Origin of the sequence: Micromonospora sp. HNM0581, from assembly GCF_012726175.1 — a bacterium.
Lineage (GTDB): Bacteria > Actinomycetota > Actinomycetes > Mycobacteriales > Micromonosporaceae > Micromonospora.
Genome location: NZ_JAASAD010000028.1, coordinates 1 through 24,156, shown reverse-complemented (window position 1 = coordinate 24,156; position 24,156 = coordinate 1). Strand labels below are relative to the sequence as shown.

Annotated in this window: 21 protein-coding genes; 6 read left to right on the top strand and 15 right to left on the bottom strand. The window is 66.6% G+C overall.

The window, feature by feature from the left end; translation table 11 throughout:
- Positions 1-974: 974 nt before the first annotated feature.
- Genes HCA58_RS22125 through HCA58_RS22100 form a run of 6 tightly spaced genes read right to left on the bottom strand, consistent with a single transcriptional unit; the run spans position 975 to position 7,507 of the window.
- Positions 975-1,901 (bottom strand): LLM class flavin-dependent oxidoreductase, encoded by a 927-nt coding sequence (locus HCA58_RS22125; protein ID WP_169599878.1) that lies wholly within the window; start codon positions 1,899-1,901, stop codon positions 975-977.
- Positions 1,901-2,959 (bottom strand): phosphotransferase, encoded by a 1,059-nt coding sequence (locus HCA58_RS22120; protein WP_169599876.1) that lies wholly within the window; start codon positions 2,957-2,959, stop codon positions 1,901-1,903. The genes HCA58_RS22125 and HCA58_RS22120 overlap by 1 nt, the downstream gene beginning before the upstream one ends.
- 12 nt (positions 2,960-2,971) lie before the next feature.
- Positions 2,972-4,030 (bottom strand): tryptophan--tRNA ligase, encoded by a 1,059-nt coding sequence (trpS, locus tag HCA58_RS22115; RefSeq protein WP_169599874.1) that lies wholly within the window; start codon positions 4,028-4,030, stop codon positions 2,972-2,974.
- A gap of 29 nt (positions 4,031-4,059) precedes the next feature.
- Positions 4,060-6,042 carry an aminotransferase class I/II-fold pyridoxal phosphate-dependent enzyme gene (locus HCA58_RS22110; RefSeq protein WP_169599873.1) on the bottom strand — a complete coding sequence of 661 codons (1,983 nt, stop codon included), beginning with the start codon at positions 6,040-6,042 and terminating at the stop codon, positions 4,060-4,062.
- Positions 6,039-6,878 (bottom strand): hypothetical protein, encoded by an 840-nt coding sequence (locus HCA58_RS22105; protein ID WP_169599872.1) that lies wholly within the window; start codon positions 6,876-6,878, stop codon positions 6,039-6,041. Before HCA58_RS22105 ends, HCA58_RS22110 begins: the two co-directional genes overlap by 4 nt.
- Complete coding sequence (locus HCA58_RS22100) at positions 6,875-7,507, bottom strand: HAD family hydrolase (protein WP_169599871.1); 633 nt, start codon at positions 7,505-7,507, stop codon at positions 6,875-6,877. Before HCA58_RS22100 ends, HCA58_RS22105 begins: the two co-directional genes overlap by 4 nt.
- A gap of 255 nt (positions 7,508-7,762) precedes the next feature.
- Between HCA58_RS22100 and HCA58_RS22095 the strand changes: the two genes are divergently transcribed.
- The 5 genes from HCA58_RS22095 (at position 7,763) to HCA58_RS22075 (ending at position 11,240) form a co-directional block, all read left to right on the top strand.
- A complete protein-coding gene (locus HCA58_RS22095) occupies positions 7,763-8,980 on the top strand; it encodes a helix-turn-helix domain-containing protein (protein ID WP_169599870.1) in 1,218 nt (405 codons plus the stop codon).
- On the top strand, positions 8,977-9,654 hold the full coding sequence (locus HCA58_RS22090) for an HAD family hydrolase (RefSeq protein WP_169599869.1): 678 nt from the start codon (positions 8,977-8,979) through the stop codon (positions 9,652-9,654). The genes HCA58_RS22095 and HCA58_RS22090 overlap by 4 nt, the downstream gene beginning before the upstream one ends.
- Before the next feature lie 223 nt (positions 9,655-9,877).
- Positions 9,878-10,471, top strand: coding sequence for a DUF6444 domain-containing protein (locus HCA58_RS22085; RefSeq protein ID WP_169599868.1), 594 nt, complete (start codon positions 9,878-9,880; stop codon positions 10,469-10,471).
- A gap of 6 nt (positions 10,472-10,477) precedes the next feature.
- Complete coding sequence (locus HCA58_RS22080) at positions 10,478-10,846, top strand: transposase (RefSeq protein WP_346776080.1); 369 nt, start codon at positions 10,478-10,480, stop codon at positions 10,844-10,846.
- Entirely contained in the window at positions 10,839-11,240 is a 402-nt protein-coding gene (locus HCA58_RS22075) for a transposase (protein WP_169599864.1), read from the top strand. Before HCA58_RS22080 ends, HCA58_RS22075 begins: the two co-directional genes overlap by 8 nt.
- Before the next feature lie 232 nt (positions 11,241-11,472).
- Here the strand turns inward: HCA58_RS22075 and HCA58_RS22070 are convergent, their stop codons facing one another.
- The 3 genes from HCA58_RS22070 to HCA58_RS22060 form a co-directional block, all read right to left on the bottom strand.
- Positions 11,473-13,065 (bottom strand): MFS transporter, encoded by a 1,593-nt coding sequence (locus tag HCA58_RS22070; protein WP_169599862.1) that lies wholly within the window; start codon positions 13,063-13,065, stop codon positions 11,473-11,475.
- 78 nt (positions 13,066-13,143) lie between these two features.
- Positions 13,144-13,785, bottom strand: coding sequence for a class I SAM-dependent methyltransferase (locus HCA58_RS22065; protein ID WP_169599860.1), 642 nt, complete (start codon positions 13,783-13,785; stop codon positions 13,144-13,146).
- Positions 13,782-13,994, bottom strand: a complete 213-nt coding sequence (locus HCA58_RS22060; RefSeq protein WP_169599858.1) for a hypothetical protein — start codon at positions 13,992-13,994, stop codon at positions 13,782-13,784. The genes HCA58_RS22065 and HCA58_RS22060 overlap by 4 nt, the downstream gene beginning before the upstream one ends.
- 121 nt (positions 13,995-14,115) lie before the next feature.
- On the opposite strand from HCA58_RS22060, the gene HCA58_RS22055 reads away from it, so the two are divergent.
- On the top strand, positions 14,116-14,712 hold the full coding sequence (locus tag HCA58_RS22055) for a helix-turn-helix domain-containing protein (protein ID WP_169599856.1): 597 nt from the start codon (positions 14,116-14,118) through the stop codon (positions 14,710-14,712).
- Positions 14,713-15,077: 365 nt separating this feature from the next.
- Here the strand turns inward: HCA58_RS22055 and HCA58_RS22050 are convergent, their stop codons facing one another.
- The 6 genes from HCA58_RS22050 to HCA58_RS22025 form a co-directional block, all read right to left on the bottom strand.
- On the bottom strand, positions 15,078-17,300 hold the full coding sequence (locus HCA58_RS22050; RefSeq protein WP_169599854.1) for an ATP-dependent RecD-like DNA helicase: 2,223 nt from the start codon (positions 17,298-17,300) through the stop codon (positions 15,078-15,080).
- Between the two features lie 3 nt (positions 17,301-17,303).
- Positions 17,304-20,489: a DEAD/DEAH box helicase gene (locus HCA58_RS24120; protein WP_169599852.1), complete on the bottom strand. Its 3,186-nt coding sequence runs from the start codon at positions 20,487-20,489 to the stop codon at positions 17,304-17,306.
- 1,158 nt (positions 20,490-21,647) lie between these two features.
- On the bottom strand, positions 21,648-22,109 hold the full coding sequence (locus tag HCA58_RS22040; protein WP_169599850.1) for a hypothetical protein: 462 nt from the start codon (positions 22,107-22,109) through the stop codon (positions 21,648-21,650).
- A gap of 341 nt (positions 22,110-22,450) precedes the next feature.
- Positions 22,451-22,693 (bottom strand): type II toxin-antitoxin system RelE/ParE family toxin, encoded by a 243-nt coding sequence (locus tag HCA58_RS22035; protein WP_169599847.1) that lies wholly within the window; start codon positions 22,691-22,693, stop codon positions 22,451-22,453.
- The gene (locus HCA58_RS22030) at positions 22,690-22,989 is read right to left on the bottom strand and encodes a type II toxin-antitoxin system Phd/YefM family antitoxin (protein WP_196806828.1); all 300 of its coding nucleotides are present in this window, start codon (positions 22,987-22,989) and stop codon (positions 22,690-22,692) included. The genes HCA58_RS22035 and HCA58_RS22030 overlap by 4 nt, the downstream gene beginning before the upstream one ends.
- A 528-nt stretch (positions 22,990-23,517) precedes the next feature.
- Positions 23,518-23,979: a hypothetical protein gene (locus HCA58_RS22025; protein ID WP_155945653.1), complete on the bottom strand. Its 462-nt coding sequence runs from the start codon at positions 23,977-23,979 to the stop codon at positions 23,518-23,520.
- Positions 23,980-24,156 lie beyond the last annotated feature (177 nt).

Below are 24,156 nucleotides of genomic sequence, written 5' to 3'. Positions count from 1 at the left end.
GCCGAACCACCGATCAGCCAGCCCAGCGACTACCCCCTTCACGCCAACCAACGAGCCGTCAACACACGGGCTGAACAGACCACCGACCGATCGACCCGCGTTTAACACCAGTCACCTAGGGGATTACAAATCCGGGCCTCGGATTGGAAACCGCGCTCCGCGCCGGACAACTCGCGTCGCCCGAGCCGCCCGGTTGAACAAGATCCTCAACGGGTTGAACACCCAGGTCAGGCCCCTGAGGTGCCGACTTAGGACGGCACGGGAGCGGCGTGGACCGACAATGCGATCGGTGACAGGTTGCACAGAATCTCCACCTGCTTGAACAAGATCATCTTCTACTCGAACACGCGGCCTGGCTGACCGCCTCGGGCCGTGGACGAGATCGCCACGAAGTGCGGTGCCCCGGCCCGATCCGTACGCGCCCCGTACGCCGTCCCCGGACGGTCGGGCGACCCCGTCCGCGCCCCGTCCTGCAAGGCCGTCCGCACCAACCAGCACGACCCTCGCCATCCCGGTCCGCCGTCCGGGCCGGACGGCCTGCATCCCCGCCGCCGGCTCGCCCTGTCTGGCCGTCCCCACCAGCGGCGCTCGTCCCACGGAGAGGTGATCGGCAGTACGTCCCCAGTAAGCAGGCCCCCGATCAGGGCTCGAAGGTTGCGCGGCAAGGCCGCACCGCTGCTACAAAGCCCGAATCCCCGGCCACCCGCCGAGCCCGCATCGGTCGAGCTGATTGGCCGCAAAATGTTCGCTGTTCAGGGTGAGGGTTCTAACGAGAGGTCTGACGAGCGATCCAACGAGGAACGCAACGACCACGAACAGCCGGGTGAACACGCCCCCTTGAACGCGACGTACCCGCACGTGGACAGGGGCGAGGAGGGCCGGTGGACCGGAACCGACTGATAAGAGATATCCCTCCTCCCCGCACATCTGCCACCGACAGTCCCCGCCTCACGGCGTCCGTCGTGGCCGCCGAACTACGGCCCCTTCGAGCCGGACAAGATCGTCAGCGCGTCCACAGCAAGCTCAAGCTGCTGGTTATCGTGAACGGCGAACGGCGCTCCGAAAGAGCAGATGACCTGCTCGACCCCGGCATCGCCCCATCGACGGAGCTGTTGGGCCACTTCCTCCGGTGTACCGACCAGGCGGGACCGTGCCCAGCTCCGCAGGGAGATGTCAGCCAGTGCGCCGCCGGGAGCCCAGCGCTGCAAACGGTGCCACCGTCTCTCAAGATCGTCGTTGTCTCGGCCGATGAGTGTCGTCAGGCCAAGAGACCGGTGAACCGCCGCAGGGTCACGCCCACGACGGTGGCAGGCTCGCCGCACCAAAGCATCCCGGTGCCGGTACTCAGCCATTGTGCTGTCCCACGCGGTGTTCCAACCGTCCGCGAGCGCGGCGACCTCAAGTAGCTTCGGGCGCTTCCCGGCAACCCAGACGGGCACGCCCGGCACCCGCCACCGAAGAAGCCCGACTGTGTCCTCAAGCGATACCAACCGTTGTCTTGCCGGCGGGAAGTCAAGGCCGTTCGCCCGGTGTTCCGACTCGTTCCACCCGGCCCCCACGGCGACGTCGAGTCGCCCGGCGGCGAGTTCGTTCACAGTCGCCGCCATGCGTACGAGGAGGTTGGGGTTCCGGAACCCGATAGGCGTGGCCAAAGAGCCGACGCGTATGCGGTTGGTGCTGGCCGCGATAGCGGCCAGCAGGGTCCAACACTCAGCCGGCTCCTGCCGTTGCTCCGGTTGCCCTGCAGTGGCGACGTCGACCCAGAAGTGGTCGGAGACCCACACTTGGTGGAATCCCGCGTCCTCGGCCAAGGTGGCGTACTCGATCGCTCGTCGGGCGGTGGAGGGCTGCGGTGTCGGGAAGGAGAACGGGTAGTGAGGCAGTGCCAGTCCGAGTCGCATCACATCGCCGCCCCGACCGGCGCCCTGAGTAGCCGGATGGCGGGATGATTCGAGTGCTCGCCAGTGGTGAGCCGGATGTACTCGCCGAGCAGTGGTGCGATGAGGTGACGTCGCCCAGCCAACACCGCTCGGGGGATCTCCCGGAGCAGAAGAAGCGCCACGTACCGAGCAACATCACTGAGATCCTGCTCTGTTCGGGCCGGCGTCGTCATCCGCCGGAACGCGTCGGCCGCCGGGATCCCGAACTGGCGTAGTCGGGGGGTTTCACCGATGGCATAGTCCAGCACGAGCCGGCCGGGTGTCGCTGAAGCCGCGCCGGAGGCGTGGTCTAGGAGGTCCCGTACGTACCAGCTACCGAGCAGGTGGCTGACCATCATGCGCCAGTCGTGATGGTCACCGGACCATTCCCAGTCGATGAGGTGCCAGGTCCCGTCGGAGGCAACCAGTACGTTGCCGGCGTGCGGATCGCCGTGACAGGTGATATGGAAGTCGGGCCTGCCGACGACGAGGAGCTGCTCGAAGGCTCGAAACCAGGAGCCCAGGTCGCTTCCGTTAATCATGATGCTCAACCAATGCGAGGGCGGTCCGAGGTCTGTGGTGAGCACGTCCTCCAGCCCCTGTTGGCCACGACGACACCGAAGATCATGATTGCGAGTGGCCCGAGTGGGATCGAATCCGGGCTCGGCGGTTGACCGCCATACCGTGACGAGAGTGTTCACCACGTCTTGCCAGATCAGGTAAAGCTCCGGTGTCGGTCCGACACGAGCGATGGCTTCGTCGAGGCTCCACACGGCAGGTGCCGCCGTGACGATGACGTCAAGCGCGGCCTCGGTTGCGGTCCCGAGCACCGCCGGGGTGTGCGAGGCGAAGTGCTTCGCCATGACGGCGTGCCGTTGGGCCTGCACGGACGAGCTGACCCTTGGGTTGCGGGTGACCTTCGTGGCGACAGTCGCGCCGCCGGGTTGCCGCAGGAGAAACACCTCAGCGCCCGAGGTTCCCGACCTGATCGTGCGCAGCAGGAGGCTGCCGGCCTGCCGGCCGGCTTCGTGGCGACTCATGAGGGTCCTCTTCTACGCGGTGGTGGCTGCGGGTTTACGGGACCGTTCGGCCTTGCGGCGGAGCTGTGTGTAGACGCCGGTGAGGCCCATTGCCTTGCGTGCCTCGAACACGGTCTGCTGGACCTCCCGCCGGGTGCGTTCCGTACCCTTGACGATCAGTTCGTCGACCAGGCCCTTGTCGGCCTCGTAGCGGGCACGCCGCTCGCGCATGGGGTCGAGGAACGCGTTCAACGCGGTGGCGAGTTTTTCCTTGACCTCGACGTCGCCGACCTTGCCCTCGCGATAGCGGCTCTTGAGGTCATCGACCTCCGTCCGATTCGGGTTGAAGACGTCGTGGTACTGGAACACGGGGTTGCCTTCGACCGTGCCGGGCACGTCCGCGCGGATCCGGTTCGGGTCGGTGTACATGCCCATGACCTTGCGGCGGACCTCGGCCGGCTCGTCCGAGAGGGCGATGGCGTTGCCCAGGCTCTTGCTCATCTTGGCCCGACCGTCGGTGCCGACCAGGGTGGGTGTCTCGGCGCTGACCAGTTCGGGGACGGGAAAGACCTCACCGTAGAGGTGGTTGAAACGCCGGGCGATCTCCCTGGTGACCTCGACGTGTGCGGCGTTGTCCTTGCCGACGGGCACCACGTGGGCCTTGACACAGAGAATGTCGGCGGCCTGCAACACCGGGTACCCGAGCAGGCCGTACGGCATCTCCTCCTTGCCGGCGTCCCGGGCCATGTCCTTGAGCGAAGGCACCCGCTCCAGGCGCGGCACGGTGACCAGGTTCTGGAAGAGAGTGTTGAGGTCCCCGACCTCCTGGATCGCAGACTGGAGGTAGAAGGTCGCGGTGTTGGGGTCGATCCCGGCGACGAGGGAGTCAACCACCATGTCCCGAGCGTTCTGGGTGGCCTTGGCGATGTCGTCCCGGGTGTTCTTGGTGGTCAGCATGTGCAGGTCGGCGATGATGAAGAAGCTCTCGTACTTCCGGTGCAGCCTCACGCGGTTGGCGATGCTGCCGACGTAGTGGCCGAGATGCAGTTTTCCGGTGGGACGGTCACCGGTGAGCATCCGCTGAGCGGTCATGACGATGGGGCCTTTCGCGGCGTGACGGGTCAACGAAGGTCGCGCAGGGCGCGCACCAACGGGGCGACGGTCGCCTCGTCGATGAGATGGACCTGGATCATCGACGGAAGTTGCCATCGTGCGCCGTCACGGAACCGCAGGCCACGCGCCCGCAGCAGAGCAAGGACCTGGTCGCGGCGGTCCCCGAGATCGATCAGGAGAAAGTTTGCGTCCGACCGGGCGTATCCGATGTGCAGCCGGTCGAGTTCGGCGGTCAGCGTCGCGTACGCCCGCCGGTTCAACCCGATGGTGCGCCGGAGGCTTCTGTCGTCGCCCAGCGAGGCGCGTGCCGCCGTGGCAGCCAGCGCGCTGACAGCGTACGGAAGCCGGTGTCGACGCAGCCGGTCGGCGTAGCCAGCGCTGGTGAGGGCGTATCCGACTCTGGCACCGAGTAGGCAGTGTGCCTTGGACAGCGACCGGCACACCACCAGCTCGTCGCGCTCCTCAAGGAGTCGCGGTGTCAGCGAGAGGGGATGTGCCATGAACTCACCGTAGACGTTGTCGATGATCAGCTTCGCCCCGCTGGGCAGTTGAGGCGCGACTACAGCCAGCAAGTCGGACAACGGTACCGAGATGCCGGAGATCGTGTGTGGGATATCCACCACCATCGCGACATGATCATTCTTTAGCGCGGCTCGCAGCGCCGCCAGGTCGTGTCGCAGTGGTCCGCCGTCCCACGCAACCTCGTCGTAGCGCAGTTCGTTCCTGGCGGCGAGCTGCCCGTACAGCTCGAAGGTGGGGGCGGTCGCGAGCACCGCCGCACCGGCTGAAGCCTGCTCACGCATGATCCAGTCGAGGGTCTCGGTTGTGCCGTGACCGACCACGACCTGTTCCGGCACCACCCCGACGTACCGGGCGATCTCGGCCTCCAGGTCGACCGGCTCCCGGCTCGGTGGTCGGTGCAAACTGGGAACGACCCCGGCAACCGCCTTCGGTACGGCGGGACTCGTGCCGACGCGAGCGAGCGCGACCTGTCGACCGTCACCGCGAACGCCGGCAATCACATCGTCGAGGTGCTCGATCTTGCACTGCCCGCACAGCACCTCGCCGGCTCGGCATCGACGCGCCACGGCGGTCGCCCGCTCAGGTGCGGACAGTAGTTCGATGACCTCGAAAGTCGGGCAGTCGTTGGGGTTGCCCCCATATTGGCGCTGCTCCTCGGCGCAGGCTCGGCCGCCGGTCACCGCGCCGATGAACTTGTCCCGGACGGTGTCGGGACGATCGGTCAGAAGGATCGTGGAGGCCGGATCGTTGATGCTGGCCCGGCCACCACGACGCCGCAGGTTCGGAACCAACCGTCGATAGGCAACGTACGGCGTTGGTGCCGCGAGGCGATCCGACACGGTCCTCATCAGCGCCGTATGCGTCGCCTGACCGGCGTCGACCAGCGCGATTGACCCTCTCGGGCTCTGCTCGTACAGGAAGAAGCTCATCATCGTCACCGCATCCCGCAGCAGGCTCAGCCTGGTGTCATCGGACCAGCCATAGACCTGCCGCATCCGGCGCAACACCAGCCCGGACAACACATCGTCCTCGAAGGCCCGGACCTCGGCCGCGTCGAGGTCGATGACGCGATCGGGGGCGCGTCCGTCGAACTGCTTCACCCGTTCGGCCAAGAGCTCGACAACCGTTGCGGAGGCCGTGGTGCGGGTTTGGCGGCTAATGAAGGTCACGGAGTGGCCCTTTTCCCGCAGCCAGGCGACGTCCCGCGCGAGACTGAGATGGCCGAGGTGCAGCCGACTTCCGGTAACACCGACGCGCACGTCCGCACGGTCGTCACCCGTCGCGGCCAGTGCTGGGCTCGCAGGCTGCCAGGCCCAGATGGTCCGGCCCGCCAGGTTGTCGATCACCGGCGGTAGGCCCTCGGAGTCGGGAGCAAGCAGTCGGAGCCCGAAACGGCGTGCCCTTTCGGCGTGCTCGTCCGCTACCAGGCTATTGCGGGCCGCGTGCCACTCGGCGAGCAAGACGCTCATCGGCCGGCCCGCCCACGCGAGATCCGTTGCAGCGACTCGTAGACTCGCTTCCGCTGCCCAACGGTCGTGCGCTGGCGGGCCTTGTCGCGGTAGAGGTCGGGGAAACGGACGTCGCTGTCGTGGCAGACCGCGCCGAACGCCCAGAACCGGGCCGCCGTGATGGCTCGCTCGTGCCGAAGGTCCCCGATCGCCGCCTGCCGGGAGTAGGCGTAACGGCCGTCCGCTGTGCGATCGATCATCTGCGCCTGTTGATAGGCGTCCACGATCACCTGCGCCTGCCGACGCCACAACGGCGATGCCAGCACCGGTGCCTCCAGGACTCGGGCCACGTAGCTGTCGAAGTCTGGATAGATGTCGAGAATCGCCAGGTAGGAGTCGGCAAGGATCTGGTGGCGGGTCCTAGTGATCACGTTGAGTCGGCCGGCCACCTCAGCGGCCAGCGGAGCCAAGAACCGCGCCACGCTCGTCAACAGCTCCGCGGCCTCGTCGGCCGGTGTGCAGATGAACGGGCTGAACAGCTTTAGCGCGAAGTAGCCGCCGTACGCGCGGTCCTGCCCGTCGCGGTACAGGGCCGACCAAGGTAGCGAGTAGATGGTCACCGGAGCGTCGCGATAGGTGGCGCCAACGCGGGTCGGTGGAACCTCGTTCTCGCGATGGAGCGTCATGACGTCGAAGTCACTGGCTGCGGTTGCCGTGCCGGTGATTCGGCTGCCGTAGAAGACCCAGACCCGGTCCTCAGTCGGGATGCTCTCCGTCGCCGCGCTCAGGGTGTCGATGAGTCGAGGGATCTCGTCGAGGAAGCTCTGGGCTGCGAGGTCACGGTAAGGGCCGCTCACCAGGTCCTCCGCGTTGATGCGGCAAGCCAACCATCGACGGCGGCGGTCCAGGAGCCGGACGTGTCGGCCTGGACGCCGTCGACCCCCAGCCTCCGGAACGCTTCGACGTTGACCTCCTTGTCATCGACGTACAGGAGGCTGTCACCGGGTGACGCCTGCTCAAGAATCTGGACGTAGGCGGAGGGATTCGGCTTGACGGCGCCGGTCTGGCTGGAGATAAAGATCCGATGGGTTTGCCGGTGCAGACCGGCTGCCTGCAGCGCGGGCACCAACCATTCGTGGCGATGGTTGGACAACAGCCAGATCTGCGCCCCCCTCGACCAGTTGGGTAGCCGGGACACGGCCGGTAGCGGCGTCATCGTCGACCGCAGCACCGACCGCCAGGCAGGCGACGGCTGCCCGAGACCGCAAGCCGCTGCGAACGCCGGCCAGAACGCGGACTCGTCGAGCAGCCCAGACCACAACGCGTCCCGGAAGTAGTGGCGGAAGATCGCTTCGACTCGGTTCGAGGAGGTTCCGGCCTCCTCGGAGACAACTCGAAAGAGAGGTGCCATCGGCTCCGCCAACAGAACCCCGCAGACGTCCAGCACCAGGACGGGCCGTGACCGTGAGTCCTCGTGAACCATCATCGGCCCGTACCTCTGGGTGTTCGCGCCGTGCATGTGCCCTCCCGTGGGATGAGAGGCACCGAGGCGGCGGGTTCAGCTCGCGGGCCGGGGGGAAGCGCGCGTGCTCTCCGACACCGCCTCGGTGCCGGCTTGGGTATCGCCGCCGTCGATGCGGTTGCTGTGCACATCGAGCTTGGTCGGTACGGTGTGTGCGTAGGAAGCCACAGGGTGTAGGCCCACGGTGGCCTACACCTGGGCACTGGTCAGGGGGACCGGGTGGACGGTGAGACTTTCGGGCAGGTGCTACGCCGGCTTCGTCAGGAGCGACGGTTGTCGCTCCGGAAGTTGCAGGTGCTGACCAGCTATGACTTCACGTACCTGGGGCAGGTCGAGCGAGGTGAGAAGCCAGGTTCGATGGAGCTCGCCGAGGTGTGCGACCGCGCACTCGGCGTGGACGGCCTGCTCGTGAAGACATACGGTCGGGTGTCAGCGGCCCTGACCCGACCTGGGAGCCAGGAGGATGAAATGCGCCGGCGGACTGCGATCAAGGCTATGGCGGCTTCCCCGCTCGCTTTCGTCGATCAGGCTGGAGCGGTTCCAGAGCTTCAGGTGAGCCGACTCGAACGCAGTGCAGAGGTGTACCGGCACCTCTACCACGGGTCTGGGAAACCTGGCGATCTGCTCAGCCTGGCACGCGATCACCTCGAGACCGCGGTCGACGTCATGCGGCAACTGCCCGACGGAGGACTCAAGCGCCGAGTCCTACGCACCCGCAGCGAAGTCGCCACACTGGCCGGCCGGCTGACGTTCTTCGACCTGCAGCGACCAGCCGACGCGCGGGGCTACTTCGGACTCGCCCACGAAGCGGCCATCCAGGTGGGGGACGACCTCCTCGCCGCAGCCGCGCTCGGCCATCTCGCCTTCGTGCCGGCGGCCGAGCACAACACCTCGGCCGCCATCAGCTATCTCGCTGGCGCAGCTGATCATGCCCAACGAAGTGGTGTGCCGGTAGTCCAGTCATGGATCGCAGCAGTGGAGTCCGAGGTGCTGGGGACAACAAACATGGCCGGAACGCTGCGAGCTCTCGACCAAGCAGCCGCACGCCTTTCCCGACCCGCAGACGCGGCACCACCCGCATGGTTCGACTACTACTCGGCGGACCGACTCGACGGATTCCGCGGTCGGGCATTCCTCCACCTCGGTCGGCCCGAGGAGGCCCGATCCGCCCTGACAGCGGCACTACATGGCCTCGGTCCCGTGGCGGTCAAGCAGAAGGCGGTGTTCCTCATCGACATAGCCAGCTCGTATCTCGGCGACCACCCGCAGCTCGACCAGGCATGCGACCTCGCCGGAGACGCCGCCGCGATGCTGGCGATGGCCGGCTACGCAACCGCGAGCACCCGCCTTCAGGAATTCCGTACACGGCTGAGGCCGTGGGACGATGCCACCGTCGTTGCCGACCTTGACGAGCGATTGGATGCGTTGACCGCATGACCGTCCAGACCTCTTCCCCACGGCGAATCCGCGCTGTCTACTTCGACGTGGGTGAGACGCTGATCAACGAGTCCACCGAGTACGGCACCTGGGCGGACTGGCTCGGCGTTCCCCGGCACACGTTCTCTGCGGTGTTCGGGCAGGTCATCGCGCAGGGGCGGGACTACCGCGAGGTCTTCCAGCACTTCCAGCCTGGATTCGACCTCGCACTGGAACGGCAGCGCCGGGCAGAAGCCGGCTTGGCCGAGCACTTCAACGGCCGCGACCTCTACCCTGACGTCCGGGACTGCCTCGCCGCGCTCAAGGCCGACGGCTACTTTGTCGGTGTGGCGGGCAACCAGACCGCTCGCGCCGGCCGGCTGCTACATGAGCTGAACCTGGGTGTGGACCTGATTGCGACGTCGGACGACTGGGGCGCGGAGAAGCCGACCCCTGAGTTCTTCGTCAAGCTGGTCGAGTCGGCAGGGTGCGCGCCAGAGGAGATCGCATACGTGGGCGACCGCCTCGACAACGACATCCTCCCCGCGCTGGACGCCGGCCTGACGACCGTGTTCATCCGACGTGGACCATGGGGCTACTTCTACGCGAATCGCCCCGAGGTAGAACGAGCTCACATTCGCATCGACAATCTTCGGGATCTTCCCGAGCGACTGCGGGACATTCAGCTTGGGTGATTGACGGTGGCTCCAAACGGAACCCCTTGTGTGGTTGACCGACGGAGAGCGGGGTCCTTCGTCAGGCTCGGGGGTCCGCAAGACCTGTTTGATCTATATACGAGGACCTGTGCTACGTAGCTGGCGGCCGGCGTGGGGCACGTCCGTAACTGTTCAGGTGGTTTGAGTTTGGTGGCCTGGGCCTGCTGATCCGGGTTGACGTCCACTATGGGATGATCTTGGGGTGGTGTCAGGCCGGGGTGGTGAGCTTCCGTCGTATGACGAACTCGCCGCCGCTGTGGTCGGGCTGACGGCGCGGCTGGACGAGCTTTCGACCCGGATCGGTGTGCTTGAAGCGGACAACACGCGGCTGGTCGCGGAGAACGAGGCGTTGCGGGCGGAGAACGCCGAGTTGCGGCGCCGGTTGGGGTTGACCTCGAAGAACTCCAGCAAGCCGCCGTCGTCGGAGGGGTTGGACAAGCCACCGGTGACCTCGACGCGGACCCGTAGTGGCCGCAAGCCTGGTAAGCAGCCGGGCAGCGCGGGTACGGCGTTGTCGCAGGTGCCGGTCACGGAAACCGAAGTCGATCATTACCCGCCGGAGTGCGGCAACTGCGGCGGCGGCCTCGATCCGATGGCGGGGCCGGCGGGTGATCCGGTCGTGCGGCAGGTCTTCGACGTGCCCGAGGTCCGGGTGCGGGTCACCGCGCATCTGCTGCACCAGTTGCCCTGTTCCGGCTGCGGTGCGCGGACCCGCGCGGTCGCGTCGCCGGGCGTTTCGGCGCCGGCGGTGTACGGGCCGACGGTCACGATGCTGGCCGCCTACCTGGCCGCGTAGCACCACATCCCGGTCGCCCGAGTCGTGGAGATCCTCGCTGATCTGGCCGGGATCGAGGTCTCTACCGGCTGGGTCACGACTGCCTGTGCCCGGATGGCCGCGGCCGTCGCGCCGGCCAACGAGGCGATCCGCGACGCGATCGCCGCCGCACCGGTGGCGTATTTCGACGAGACGGTGACCCGGATCGCCGGGCGTAACCACTGGCTGCACGCGGCCGCGACCGGCCGGTTGACCGCGTATCACATCGACGAGCACGGACGGGCGGCCTTGTCGATGACCGCGTTCGGGATCCTGCCCCGCTTCACCGGCGTCGCCGTGCACGACGCATACAGCGGCTACGACGGCTTCACCACCTGCACGCACGCCTTTGTGTAACGCGCACATCCCGCGTGAGGCGACCGGGATCGGCGAGTTCGACCCACACACGCGTGCCGACGGCTGGGCCGAGGACCTGGTCACCCTGCTCGGCAACACCCACCGCTGGGTGGCCCACTGGCGCGATCGAGGCCACACCGGCCTGCCCGCGTTCACGTACGACGACCTGTCCACACGCTACGACCACGTCGTCGACCGAGCCCTGGCCGTCCACCCCGCCCGACCCGGCAGACAGACACCAACCCGCAACCTGGCGTTACGACTACAAGCACGTAAAACCGAGTTCCTGCGGTTCGCCGCCGACTTCACCGTCAGGTTCTCCAACAACGTCGCCGAACAAGCCGTCCGGATGGTCAAGTCCAAGACCACCGCCGAGTCCAGCGTCAAGGGATGACCAGCCACGACACCTCCACTTGTGGACACATCCGGATTGTTTCGAGCCCTCATCTCGCCTGCACCCCGCGTTCACCTCAAGGTCGCGGTGCGCTAGACCGCTCGAATTTGCCCGAGTTCGCGCGTCCACTGAATCACGTGGTAGGCAGCTGGCCGGACTCGGCCCTTGAGAAGCATGGGAACAAGCGGGCCCGCGTGGGGATGCAGGACCTGCGCGTGCGCGGGCCGGTGTGTCACCCGGCGACGGTGTCGCTGGTCGGCTTCGATACGGTTGCCGGTGTGGTGGCAACGGTCCGTTGAGGACCCCGAGCCAGGACGTAGACGAACAGGATCGCCATGACGGCGACCCCTACCCACATGGCATGTTGCCAGCCGTAGACGAACGACTCCTGAGCGGCACGGATGAGGGCAGGTGCTTGGGTGCCGGCGGTGTCGGCGGTGTCGATGGCGTTGGCGATGCCCTCGCGGGCGGTGTCGGCGGTGTCGGTGGGGATGGTGTCGAGGCGACCGTTGATGGCGTTGCGGTAACCGGCCGTCAGGACTGCTCCGAGCAATGCGACGCCGAGGGCGGTGCCGAATTCCCGGGTGACGTCGTTGAGGGCGGAGGCGACGCCTTGACGCTCGCGGGGCAGGGCGGAGGTGATGGCTTCGGTGGAGGGGGTCTGTGCCAGGCCTAAGCCGAGTCCCATGGCGAGCATTCCGGGCAGGATCGCCGGGTAGCCGCCGTCGACGGAGACGAGGATGGCCATCAGCGCCAGTCCGGCACCACCGAGCAGGATCCCGGCCGCCATCGTCGCGCGGGCTCCGGCGCGGGCGGCCACTCGGGGGGCGAGTCCGGAGGCGAGCATCATCATGACTGCCATGGGCATCAGCGCGAGGGTGGAACGCAGCCCGGACCAGTCGAGGACGGCCTGGAAGTAGGGGAACAGCACGACGAAGATCCCGGCTAGGACGCCGAACAGTGCCAGCAGGGCCAGCGAGCCGGCGGCGAGGCGCCGGTCGCGGAACAGGCGCACGTCGAGCAGGGGCGCCACCTGGCGTAGTTCCCAGGCCACGAACCCGATGGCTGTGACGACGCCGACGAGCAGGCCGGCCACGGTGAGCGGTGAGGTCCAGCCGTGGACCGGGCCTTCGTGCAGGACGTAGATGAGCGCGACCACGGCGATCACCGACGTCAGCGACCCGACCATGTCGAAACGGTGCTGCGACTGCTCGCGAGAGTTCGGAACGGTGGGCAGGGCCATGGCGGCGGCCGCGACGACGAGCACGACCGGCAGGACGAACAGCCACCGCCAGTTCCCCCAGTCGACGAGCACCGCGGACAGGTACATGCCGAGGATGCCGCCGCCGCCGGCGACGGCGCTCCACACACCGATCGCTTTCGAGCGCTGCTCGTCGGGGAACGTCGAGGTGATCACGGCCAGAGTGACCGGCATGATCATCGCGGCGCCGACCCCGGCGAGCAGCCGGGCGGCGAGCAGCATTTCGGAAGAGATGGCCAGGCCCGCCGCCGCATTGGCGACGCCGAACAGGGCCAGGCCGGCGAGCAGCATCGGTTTGCGGCCCCACCGGTCACCAAGGGAGCCGAGCGGCAGCAGCAGCGCGGCCAGACTCAGGGTGTAGAGGTTGATCATCCACAGGACGGTGCTCTGGGAGGCGTCGAACGCGACAGCGACCTGCGGCTGGGCGACGTTGAGCCCAGAGACCGAGGCGATGACCGCCATGAGGGCGACGCACACTGCGATCAGGATCGCGCGGCGCTGGCGCGGGTCGTGGACCGTCGCGTCGGCGACGCTCACGCTCGGGAAGTCGTCTGGGGCGGACATGGGAGTTCCTTTCAAAAGGGCGCGATGAGGTACGGCGCCGGGGTGGACCTCGGTCCCGGCGTCGCAGAGCAGGTGGGTTCAGGGGCGGTGGGTGGCGCGCACGACGACGTCGTGCAGCGTGACCGTCTGGCCGCCGGGCACGGGGACCGGGCGCTGGTGTTCCTTGGCGGTGACGATTTCCCACTCGGCCGTGTCGAGGCTGGCGGTGATGTCGGCGAGGGTGACCGTCGCCTCGGCGGGAGGGTGATGCCCGTGCCCGTGGCTGGTGGTTTCCGGGCTGTGGAGGTGTCCGACGATGAGCAGGGTGCCGCCGGGAGTCACCCAGTCGGCGATGCGCTGGTAGAAGGCGAGTTGCGGCATGGTGGGGTGCGCGTAGTGGGTGGTGACCAGGTCAAAGCGCATGCCCGGTTCCCAGGCGGTCAGGTCCGCCTCCACCCACCGGATGGTCTCCGTCAGCCCGCTGGTGGTGGCGCGGTCGGCGGCTCGGGCGAGGGCGTCGGCGGAGATGTCGGCGGCGGTGACCTGCCAGCCGTTGGAGGCCAGCCAGATCGCCTCGGCGCCGGCGCCGCACCCGGCGTCCAGGGCGGTCCCTGGGGCCAGGCCGGCGGCCTCCTGGGCGAGGTACGGGTTGGGTGGGTTGCCGGCCATCGAGCCGGGCCGGTCACCGTGCGCCTGCTGCCAGTGCTGCTGCCAGTAGGCCCGGTCGAAGCTGTGCGTCATCGAAGGTTCTCCGCGTTCGTCAGCCGGGCAACCGCCCGGTCGGTGTCCTCAGCGACGAGGTCGGCGTTGAGGTGCGCTGCGGTCCGGCCGGTCTCATCAGCAGCGACGAAGGAACCCTCCGGGTGCTGCGTGGCGGTGATGCCGATACCGGCGAAAACCTCGGCGCGGCGACCATCCGCGATGCCACCGACCACGACCACGTCCCGCACGACCCCTTGCTGCTCCACCACTTGCTGGCCTGGCCTTTCCCCGTCTTCGCCGGTGATGAGTTGAGCTTGAGCGCTCCAACGCAGATGCGCAAATATCTTTGCCGAATGGCAAAATGGGAACGTGGATGAGAACCTGGATCGCACCCTGGACGCGGTGGGCCCGCGGTTGAAGCAGCTACGGCAGCGCCGCAACATCACCCTGACCGACCTGGCCGAGGAGACCGGCATCTCCGTCAGCACGCTGTCGCGGCTCGAGGCTAGCCTGCGGCACCCCACGCTCGAGCAGTTGCTCCCGCTCGCCCGCGCCCACAGCGTCACCATCGACGAACTCGTCGACGCCCCACTGACCGGCGACCCCCGCGTCAACCTGCGCCCCATCGCCGCCTGCGACGGATCAACCGTCCTACCCCTGACCCGCAGGCCTGGAGGCATCCAGGCCTACAAGTTCGTCCTGCCCACCGTCGACGACAACCGCGTACCCAACCTGTGCACCCATGAGGGCTACGACTGGATCTACGTCCTCAACGGCACCCTGCGCCTGATCCTCGGCGACGACGACTTCACCCTGCATCCCGGAGAAGCCGCCGAATTCGACACCCGCACCCCCCACTGGTTCGGCGCCACCAGCTCCGGCCCCGTCGAGTTCCTCAGCCTCATCGGCAGACAAGGCGAACGCGCACACGTCCGCGTCACACCAAAATCAGACACGCCCCGCTGAGCAACAGAACTGCCCAACCACTCCGCACCCGGCCGGGTCCGACAGGGGAGCCGGCCGCCCTGGTCTCGCGCCAACCGAAGACCGAGCGATCACCCATCAGCAACCGACACGCTGGTCAAGCCGTCACGCTCACCGCCCCACGGCACCGGACCGCCCGAGCGCACGAGTTCATCACGACACTGCCCAACGGCTACGACACCGTCGCCGGTGAGCTCGGCGCGCTCACGTCCGGCGGCAAGAGGCTGGTCATCCCAGCGGAGGTGCAGTGCCGCGGTGTCCGACCAGTGCGTGACGACGACAAGAATCAACAAAGCTCTAGCGGCGGCACCTGGACCGACGAGACTTGCGCCCTTCGCAACCGGTTCTCACGGGTGGCGATCCACGTTGAGACGGTGTGTGAGGGCGGTGTGGCGGCGGCCCGCGCCCACGGTGCGGACAGCCGCGGCCAGCGCCCGACGCGAGCCGACGAGAACGACGAGCTTCTTCGCCCTGGTGATGGCGGTGTAGAGCAGGTTGCGTTGCAGCATCATCCACGCGCTGGTGGTGATCGGGATGACCACCGCCGGGTACTCCGAACCCTGGGAGCGGTGGATGGTCATCGCGTACGCGTGAGCCAGTTCGTCGAGTTCATCGAAGTCGTAGTCGATGAGTTCGTCCTCATCGGTGCGTACCGTCAGGGTTTGCTCGTCGGTGGACAGGGCGGTGACGACGCCGACGGTGCCGTTGAAGACTCCGGCCACGCCCTTGTCGTAGTTGTTGCGGATCTGGGTGACCTTGTCGCCGATCCGGAACACCCGGCCGCCGACCCGCCGTTCCGGCAGATGCTCGCGGGCCGGAGTGAGCTGCTGCTGCAACAGGATATTCAGCGCACCGGCCCCCGCCGGGCCCCGGTGCATGGGCGCGAGTACCTGCACGTCACGTCGCGGGTCGAGGCCGAATCGTTTCGCTATTCGGGTGCACGTCACGTCGACGGTGAGAGCGGCCGTAGCTTCGGTGTCGTCGCAGGGGAACAGGAAGAAGTCGCTCATGCCCTGCAGGACCGGCGGTCGACCGGCGTTGATCCGGTGGGCGTTGCTGACGACACCGGAGTCCGCGGCCTGCCGGAACACCTGGGTCAGCCGCACCCGGGGAACCCCGTCCGCGGCGAGCAGGTCCCGCAGCACCTCACCGGCGCCGACGGACGGAAGCTGGTCGACGTCACCGACCAGTAGCAGGTGCGCCCCGGGCGGTACGGCTTTGATCAGCTTGTTGGCCAGGATCAGATCGAGCATGGACGCCTCGTCCACCACCAGCAGATCCACGTCCAAGGGGGTGTCCCGGTCGTAGGTGGGCTCACCGCCGGGTTGCAACTTCAGCAGCCGGTGCACCGTCGCGGCGGGCTGGCCGGTCAGTTCGGCGAGGCGTTTCGCGGCCCGACCGGTCGGTGCGACGAGGAGGATCTTCGCCTTCTTGGCGGCGGCGAGTTCGACGATCGAACGGACGGTGAAGCTCTTCCCGCAACCGGGACCGCCGGTGAGCACGGTGACTTTTGACGTCAGCGCCAACCGGACGGCCTGCTGCTGCTCCGGTGCCAGGTCGGTGCCGGTACGGGCCTTCAACCAGGTCAGTGCTCTGCCCCAGTCGACGCCGGTGAACTGCGCCATCCGGTCCGTACGATCGCCGAGCAGCCGGAGCACCGAGCTGGCCAGGGACTGTTCGGCGCGGTGGAACGGCACCAGGTAGACCGCCGGAACCGGCCCGTCCGGGCCGGGCAGGCTCTCCCTGACGACGCCTTCCTCACCGGCCAGCTCATCGAGACAGCTGATGGCCAGCCCGGCGGGCACATCGAGTATCTTCACCGCGTCCGCGACCAGGTGTGGGGTGGGCAGGTAGCAGTGCCCGTTGTCGGTGGCCTGCGACAACGTGTACTGCAAGCCGGCCTTGACCCGTTGCGGGCTGTCGTGCGGGATCCCGACGGCCTGAGCGATCGTGTCGGCGGTCTTGAACCCGATGCCCCATACGTCCGCGGCCAGCCGGTACGGCTCGTGACGCACGACGTCGATCGAGGCGTCGCCGTACTTCTTGTAGATGCGTACCGCGATCGACGTGGACACCCCCACCCCTTGCAGGAACACCATCACCTCCTTGATGGCCTTCTGTTCGGCCCAGGCGGCGGTGATCTTCGCGGTACGTTTCGGGCCGAGACCCGGCACTTCCACCAACCGGCCCGGTTGGTCCTCGATGATCTGCAACGTGTCCAGACCGAAGTGCGCCACGATCCGCTCGGCGAACACCGGACCTATACCCTTCACCAGACCGGAGCCCAGATAGCGGCGAATGCCCTGGATCGTCGCGGGCAGGACCGTCGTGTACGAGAGGACCGCGAACTGGCGGCCGTACTGCGGATGCGACGACCACCACCCCTGCAACCGCAAACTCTCACCGGGCTGCGCCCCCAGCAGCGCGCCGACCACGGTCAGCAGATCCGAACCACGCCCGGTCGCCACCCGCGCGACGGTGTACCCGGTCTCCTCGTTGACGTACGTCAGCCGCTCCAGCACCGCCTCGAGGACATGTGGAGACGGGCGGGACGAGACAGCCCTGGGCACGAGTCAGTCGAGCAGGCTGCGGATGTCAGCGGCAGTCAGTTCGGCGGAGGCGAACTCTCCGCCGTCGAGGACGCTACTGAACAACTCGGCCTTCCTGGCTTGTAGCGCCATGACCTTCTCCTCGATGGTGTCCTTGGCGACCAGGCGGTAGACCATGACCGTCCGCGTCTGGCCGATGCGGTGAACACGGTCGACCGCCTGAGCTTCGGTCGCCGGGTTCCACCACGGGTCCAGCAGGATGCAGTAGTCGGCCTCGGTCAGGTTCAGCCCGAAACCGCCCGACTTTAGGCTGACCAGGAAGGCCGGCGCCGTCCCGTTCTTGAAGTCGGCGATGACCTCCGCCCGCCGCCGTGTCTTGCCGTCGAGATAGCAGCAGGTGACGCCGGCCTCCTCGAGACGTTGACGGGCGGTGGCCAGGAAACGGGTGAACTGGCTGAAGATGAGAACCCGGTGCCCCTCGGCCGCGAGATTGGTGACCTGGTCGCGGAGCGCGTCGAGTTTCGTCGACGTGATGGCGTGGTGTTTCGGATCGACCAGGGTCAGGTCGAGGCTGGCCTGGCGCAGCAGAGTCAGCGAGCGGAAGATCTCGAAGCGGTTCTTCTGCATGTCGCCGAGCAGGCCGAGGACCTTCTGCCGTTCCCGCTGCAGATAGGTTTGGTACATCCGGCGATGCTTTGGGTTCAGATCCAGTTCGATGACCTGTTCCTGCTTGGCCGGCAGCTCGGTGACCACCTCAGCCTTGCGGCGGCGCAGCATGAGCGGGCGGATCCGGCGACGTAGCTGCGCGAGCCGCTCCTCGTCGTGGTCCTTCTCGATCGGCCGGCGGTAGTAGTCGGTGAAACGGTCGAGCCGGGGCAGCAGGCCCGGGGCGGTGATGGAGAGCAGGGCCCACAACTCGACCAGGTTGTTCTCCATCGGTGTGCCGGTGATCGCGAGCTTGCAGACAGCCGGCAACTGCTTCGCACACCGGTACGTCTGCGACTGGGCGTTCTTGACGAACTGCGCCTCGTCCAGGATCAGTCCGGTCCACGGCAACGCCGCGTAGTCGTCGTACTCGAGCCGGAACAGCGTGTACGACGTGACCACGACGTGCGATCCGGCGACCGTCTGTTCCAGCGTGCCGGCCCGACGCGCGCCGGTCTGAACGATGGGGGTGACGGTGAGATGCGGGGCGAAACGCGCCGCCTCGTGAGCCCAGTTGCTGACGACACTGGCGGGGGCGACCACCAGGAACGGGGCACCGGCGGGCGCCCGTCCGACGGCGTGGCAGATCAGGGCCAGCGCCTGGAGTGTCTTACCCAGCCCCATGTCGTCGGCAAGCACACCGCCGAGATCATGCCGGTGCAGAGTGGCGAGCCATCGGAAGCCCTCCAGCTGGTACGGCCGGAGGGTGGCGTCCAGCCCCACCGGTGGCGGATCGGCGGGACCAGCCTTGACGTCGCTGAGCCCGCGCACGGACTCCTGCCAGACCGCCGCCTGACCGGTGACCTCGCCCAACTCGGACAACTCCTGCCACAGCCCCGCCTGAAAGCGTCCGACCCGCAGCACACCGGGCGGGGCGTCCTCCAACTCACGGGACTCCGCTATCAGGTCGCGCAGCTGCCGGAACTCTGGCTGCTCCAGCCGGAAGTAGCGACCGCTGGGCAGGATCATGAACTCCTGTTCGGCGGCGAGCGCGAGGAACAGCCCTTCGAAGCCGACCTCCTCACCATCGACGGTGACCCGGACGGACAGGTCGAACCAGTCCTGCGTGCCGGCGCTGCCCCCGGTCGCGCTCGCGAACGAAACGACCGGGGCTTCCTGCGTCTCGACGTAATCCGGAACGTCGTCATGCGGCTTGACGGCCACGTCAACGCCGTCCATCTCGACGAGCCGGGGAAGCGCATCGCGTACGAGCCGCAGCATGGCGTCGTCGGCGACGACGGCATGCGCCAGCAGCCGCCGTCCGGCGGGGATCCGCTCGGTCAGCCCGTACGCCGAGTCCGCCAGCAGAGCTGTGACGCGTTGCAGCGTCGCGGCCCGGTCGGAGTCGTGGTGCAGATCGGCGTGCAGCGGCTCCACCTGGTTCTCCGAACCGACGACGGCGACCCAGTCCCAGGACAACGACATGCGGTGCTCCGGTAGCGGCTGCACCGACAGCGTCAGCACCGCCTTCCCCAGCTCAGGCAGACTCACCGTCTCGTCGGCCGGCACCACCTCGGCCTGGCGGACGAGCCCCGGATAGTACTGCCGCAGGAAATAAGGCTCTTCGGCGGCGGGAACGACGATCTCTGGCGCAGCAAGCGCCCCCATGGCCCGCGGATGCAGGGGTCTCGCCAGGGGCGCGAGCCGCAGGGTACCCGGATCAGTCGAGGAACCCGGCCCCGTCGTACCCCACCAGGCGACGCCGTGCGCCGGCCGCCCGACCACGATCAACTTCTCGGGATCGATCGTCTCCGTGCCGTCAGCCAACGCCGGACGTAGCCGCAGGCCCGCTGCGACTCGATCGGCCCGCACCGAGAATCGCACCGGACGTTCCGATGCCTGAACCGGTGACGCGGCCCGGCCGCTCTGCACCAGCGGCAGCCCCGCCTCACGCGCCTCGGCCAGAACGTCCCACACCCGCCGGCTACGAAACTCGTCCAGGTACACGACGCGCTGACCCGAGCCGTAGTAGCGGTGTGCGTACGGGTCGCTAACCTCCTCGTCCGCCAGCGCGAGCAACTCCGTCAAGAGATCCACGTGATGCTGCGTGTGCGGTGAATCGGGAACGTACTCGAAGCCGAGGGTCCCCCACGAGACACCGCCGCGGATCCAGCCCCTCTTGCCCGGCACGACCGGCCGGAGCGCGATCCGCCACCTTCCCCGGCCGTCACCGTCCTCAAGCTCGAACTGCAACGCCAGTTCCGCAGAACCTGGCACGACGGCCGGGCTGTCCACGCTGACCAGACCAGCCAACGCCAACTCCCACGACGACGCCGGCTCCGGTCTGGACCCCTCGGACGTGCAGACGATCATCGCCAATGCAGCCGGATGCGCGCACACCGGAGCTGCCGAGCACGTGCATGCGCCGCTGACGCTCTTGAGCGCACCGTCGGCGCCGACGACGACCGACACTGTCACCCAACCAGATCTCTCGCCTTGTACGGCAGCCCGCCCACGGCCGGAACGCGGATCCCAGCTCACCTCGGCCAGAGCGCCGTTCGCCACCAACGAACGGGCCTGCACAAACGATCTGACCCCGACGGCCTCGCACACCGCCGCCTCATCAGCCGTCAGCACCAGCCGCCCCACAAAGAACCTCCGCCAGATCGGTGATCGGACACAACGCTACCGAGCGACCAGGTGCCGCCGATCCGGGCATCACCCATCCGAGAAACCGGGACCACAGTCCGCTCCCGGCTGGGCTGGGAAAACTTCTGGTCCGGCTGGACGACGTGACCAATGGCCTACCCGGAACTGTGTCCGCACCTCACGCCTCGTCCGCGGTGCATCGTCACCGGCGGCCGGCCACGCTCGACCGACGTCCCGATCTGACTCCAATCAGCCGGCACCAGGGGGTGCTCTCGGGGCCGATTCAAACCTTCATCGATAAAAACGATGCCCTGACCGGCGCCTTCACCGGTCAGGGCATCACCGAGCCGCCTGACGGAATCGAACCGTCGACCTACGCTTACCGAATGTCACGCTCTTGGACTTGTCATTGACCACCAGAGGTGGTCGTTTACCTGCGCAAATCTGGTCCACGGCTTGTCGACGCCTGTCATGGGCGCTCGCCACTTTGTATGGGTTTTCGGGGGGTAAACGGGGGGTCTATCCGGCACAGCGACCGTGAGTTGTTGCAATGGAGTAACCACTACCCTATCGACACCTACCTAAAGGGACCATCATAGTATCCGGGCGAAGCCACGAGAACAGAATCGAAATAGGCCCCATCCTCGTCCTCGCCATCAGACTCTGGCGGTCCAAATCTACTCAGGGAGATCAAGAGTTCGGGGGCAATAATTAAAGAACCGAAGTCTTCCTCGACTACCTGAGTCGTGTCTCGCAGTAGCTCGATTACCACATCACTCCGGGTCGCGAAAACATCAATTCCGAGATACGTCACAGGAAAATGCCTTAACGGTCGGAAGATTTCGACGCCAGACACAAGACCGCTTGGCGCAGCCAACGCTACAACGGTCAAGCCGCTATCGAACTCGGCCCTACCTCGAGTGGGCACGGCAGAGTTCCGAGAACCGAGGCACACGAAACCAGGAATCTGTGAAAGTGCGCGCTCCGCTTGATCAAGCGTCATGCCTATCCGGATCGGCCCAGCACCCTCAGGTGGAAGTAGCTCAAGCTCCATCTGACAACCCGCCTTTCAGGCTATCCAACAACGCCAGGCACCGTACGCAGCGATTGATAGCCGGCATGATTTCCCAACCCTGCAACCATCTCCTTGATCGCACCATCGTACTTGGTGCCGAATCTGTTACGGATATCGTTGATGTCCATCTGTATAGCCATATCAATTCGACCAGATTGCACCAACTCACGCTGCCACGTCTGCCACGCTTGCGACTCGTGGCTAGACCCCGTGCTGTACACGGCTCGATGGTCGTCGTAGTCCATCTGAATAGCAGGCCCGTCTTTCATTCTGATACCGAACGGCATGATGGACTGCTTCGACGGCAGGTGGTTGATCTCGGTTCCGGGAACATTGCGTTTCGTGGCAGGATCCTTCAGGTCCCGGTAAATGCCGCCTCGATAAACGTGACCTGCTGTCGCACAGTTAGGACCATGAGGATTGTTGTTGTGAACCAGGACCGGAGTCTTGCCGGCGATCACATAGTACGTGTGGACTCAGCAACGATGTCACGCCAGGTAATGGCGGGTCTCACCTGCGCGTTCATTGCGGCTGACTCCACCTAACATCATCGGTGTCGCTGGTGACAGCAGCCATGACAGCAACACCCACGCACGCCGGAACGTACGGCGAACCTGATGTTCCAGATCATCACCGCTGGAGAGGCGACGAGCCAGCCGGGAACTCCGCGTCGTCAGGGCGCCGGCGAGACATCCGCGCCAGGGGCGCAACCCTGCCTCGAAGGGACCGCCGGTCGGCGACTCGGCCGGTCCTCGACCTCGAACCCATTGCGGCCGGATAGGGCCGCCGCGACCTGGACGGCTTACGAGTAGACGTCCTTGCGATGCCCGACGGCGTGGATGGTCAACTCGTCGCCGTCGAGGCGGTAGAGGACCCGGTAGTCACCGACGCGCAGACGACGACCGGATCCGTCGCGCATTTCGGTCGAGCTCTGTGGCTCAGGGTCGGAGACCAAGCCGAGGATCGCGCTCAGAACGGTCAGGAAGACGTTGCGGGGCTGCTTGTGCAACCAGACCAGCACATCCCGGTCGATCTGAACCTTCACGCCGCCGCACCGCCGGCCCGGTCGGCCAGCAGCGCCTCCACCTCACGAGGATCCACCCCGAGTGACTCCAGCGCCGCCGACAGCGGCACGAACTGCCCCTCAGCACGGGAACGAGCGATCACCGCAGCGTCCCGGCGGTCCCGGAAAGCCTCGATCTCCTCCCACTCGTCGATGCCCACCAACACGGCCACCGGCCGCTCGTACTTCGTGATCATGACCGGCTCACCGGTGCGCTCGACCCCGTCCAGCACCCGACCCGCGCCATCACGGAACTCCCGCAGCGTAATCCTCGTCATGCACCGAACTGTACCACGCGGTACCGTGTCCCTGGGGAGCAGCATCCCAGCTCCGATCCGAGGTGCCATCCACAGGGCTCCGTCACCGCAGCAGCCATTGGGCTAAAAGGTGCTTCACCTAATCAAGAGCGCCCGGCTACGCCGGACGCACGCGCACGCGCTACAGCCGTTCCGGCCCCGCGCGCACGCCCGGTGAAGCGGAGCCACGAGATCAGCAGTGACAGTGATGCCATCTACGGCCGTGACGATCCCTTCACCAGCCGACGCGAGTGAACGGGTCCGGGGATCGACGCCGCACCGCTACGCGGCACGGCACCGGCCATCGATGCGGCCGTAGGTGGCCCAGAGCGGCACGCCTATCGCCCCGACCCTCCCATGTGGCGATCACATCGAGACATCGACATGCAATGGCAACGTCTGACAGCAGCCGTGACAGCAACCCTTGCGCACACTGGCCAACGACCACAGCCACAGCGCTACGTTGGGTAGCGCCGTGGCTGCATGAACGACCACCGGTTGATCCATTAATCAGCCGAGACCGAGGCGCATTCGGTAGGCGCGCATCCGCTCATTCAGAGCTGCCCGGGCAGCCGGTTCGTCGTCGAGTACCACCAGAGGCGAATCACCAGTGGCGCACACGCCATATATCTGGTCAGCCACGCTTTCGGTCAGAATGTGGTCGAAGTGAAACGAGCCTTCGAACGCCAACCAAGCCACCGAGCCAGCACGTTCGCATACCATCCGCAAACAGGACTCCAAGTGTTGCTGGAGACCCACAGGCAGGATCTCGAACTCGAAATCATACTCATAGACCGGCGGCAAGGTAGGTTCAGGACGATCATCCTCCAGACAATAAGTCTTGGTCCGCCTTGGAACATCATCCCCCCATGCACTTACGAGGTCGGGAGACTCCTGGGCTGCGGAAATGACGAAGAGGCTGATTACCGGAGTGGTTCCGTCCCAGCAAATCGCGTCCAATACCCGACTCATCCTAGGCCCCACTTAACCATGTTCTCCGGGCTCGGCACTAACGCGGACAACACGTTGTACGTATTCAGCTTGAGGTTGCCGGTTCGGGTAGCCACGGTCCGGTGGTGAACAGTTGTTTGAGCACGTCGAGGGCGTCCTTGCCGTGTTTGGTGGCGGTGGACAGGTAGGACCGTAGGG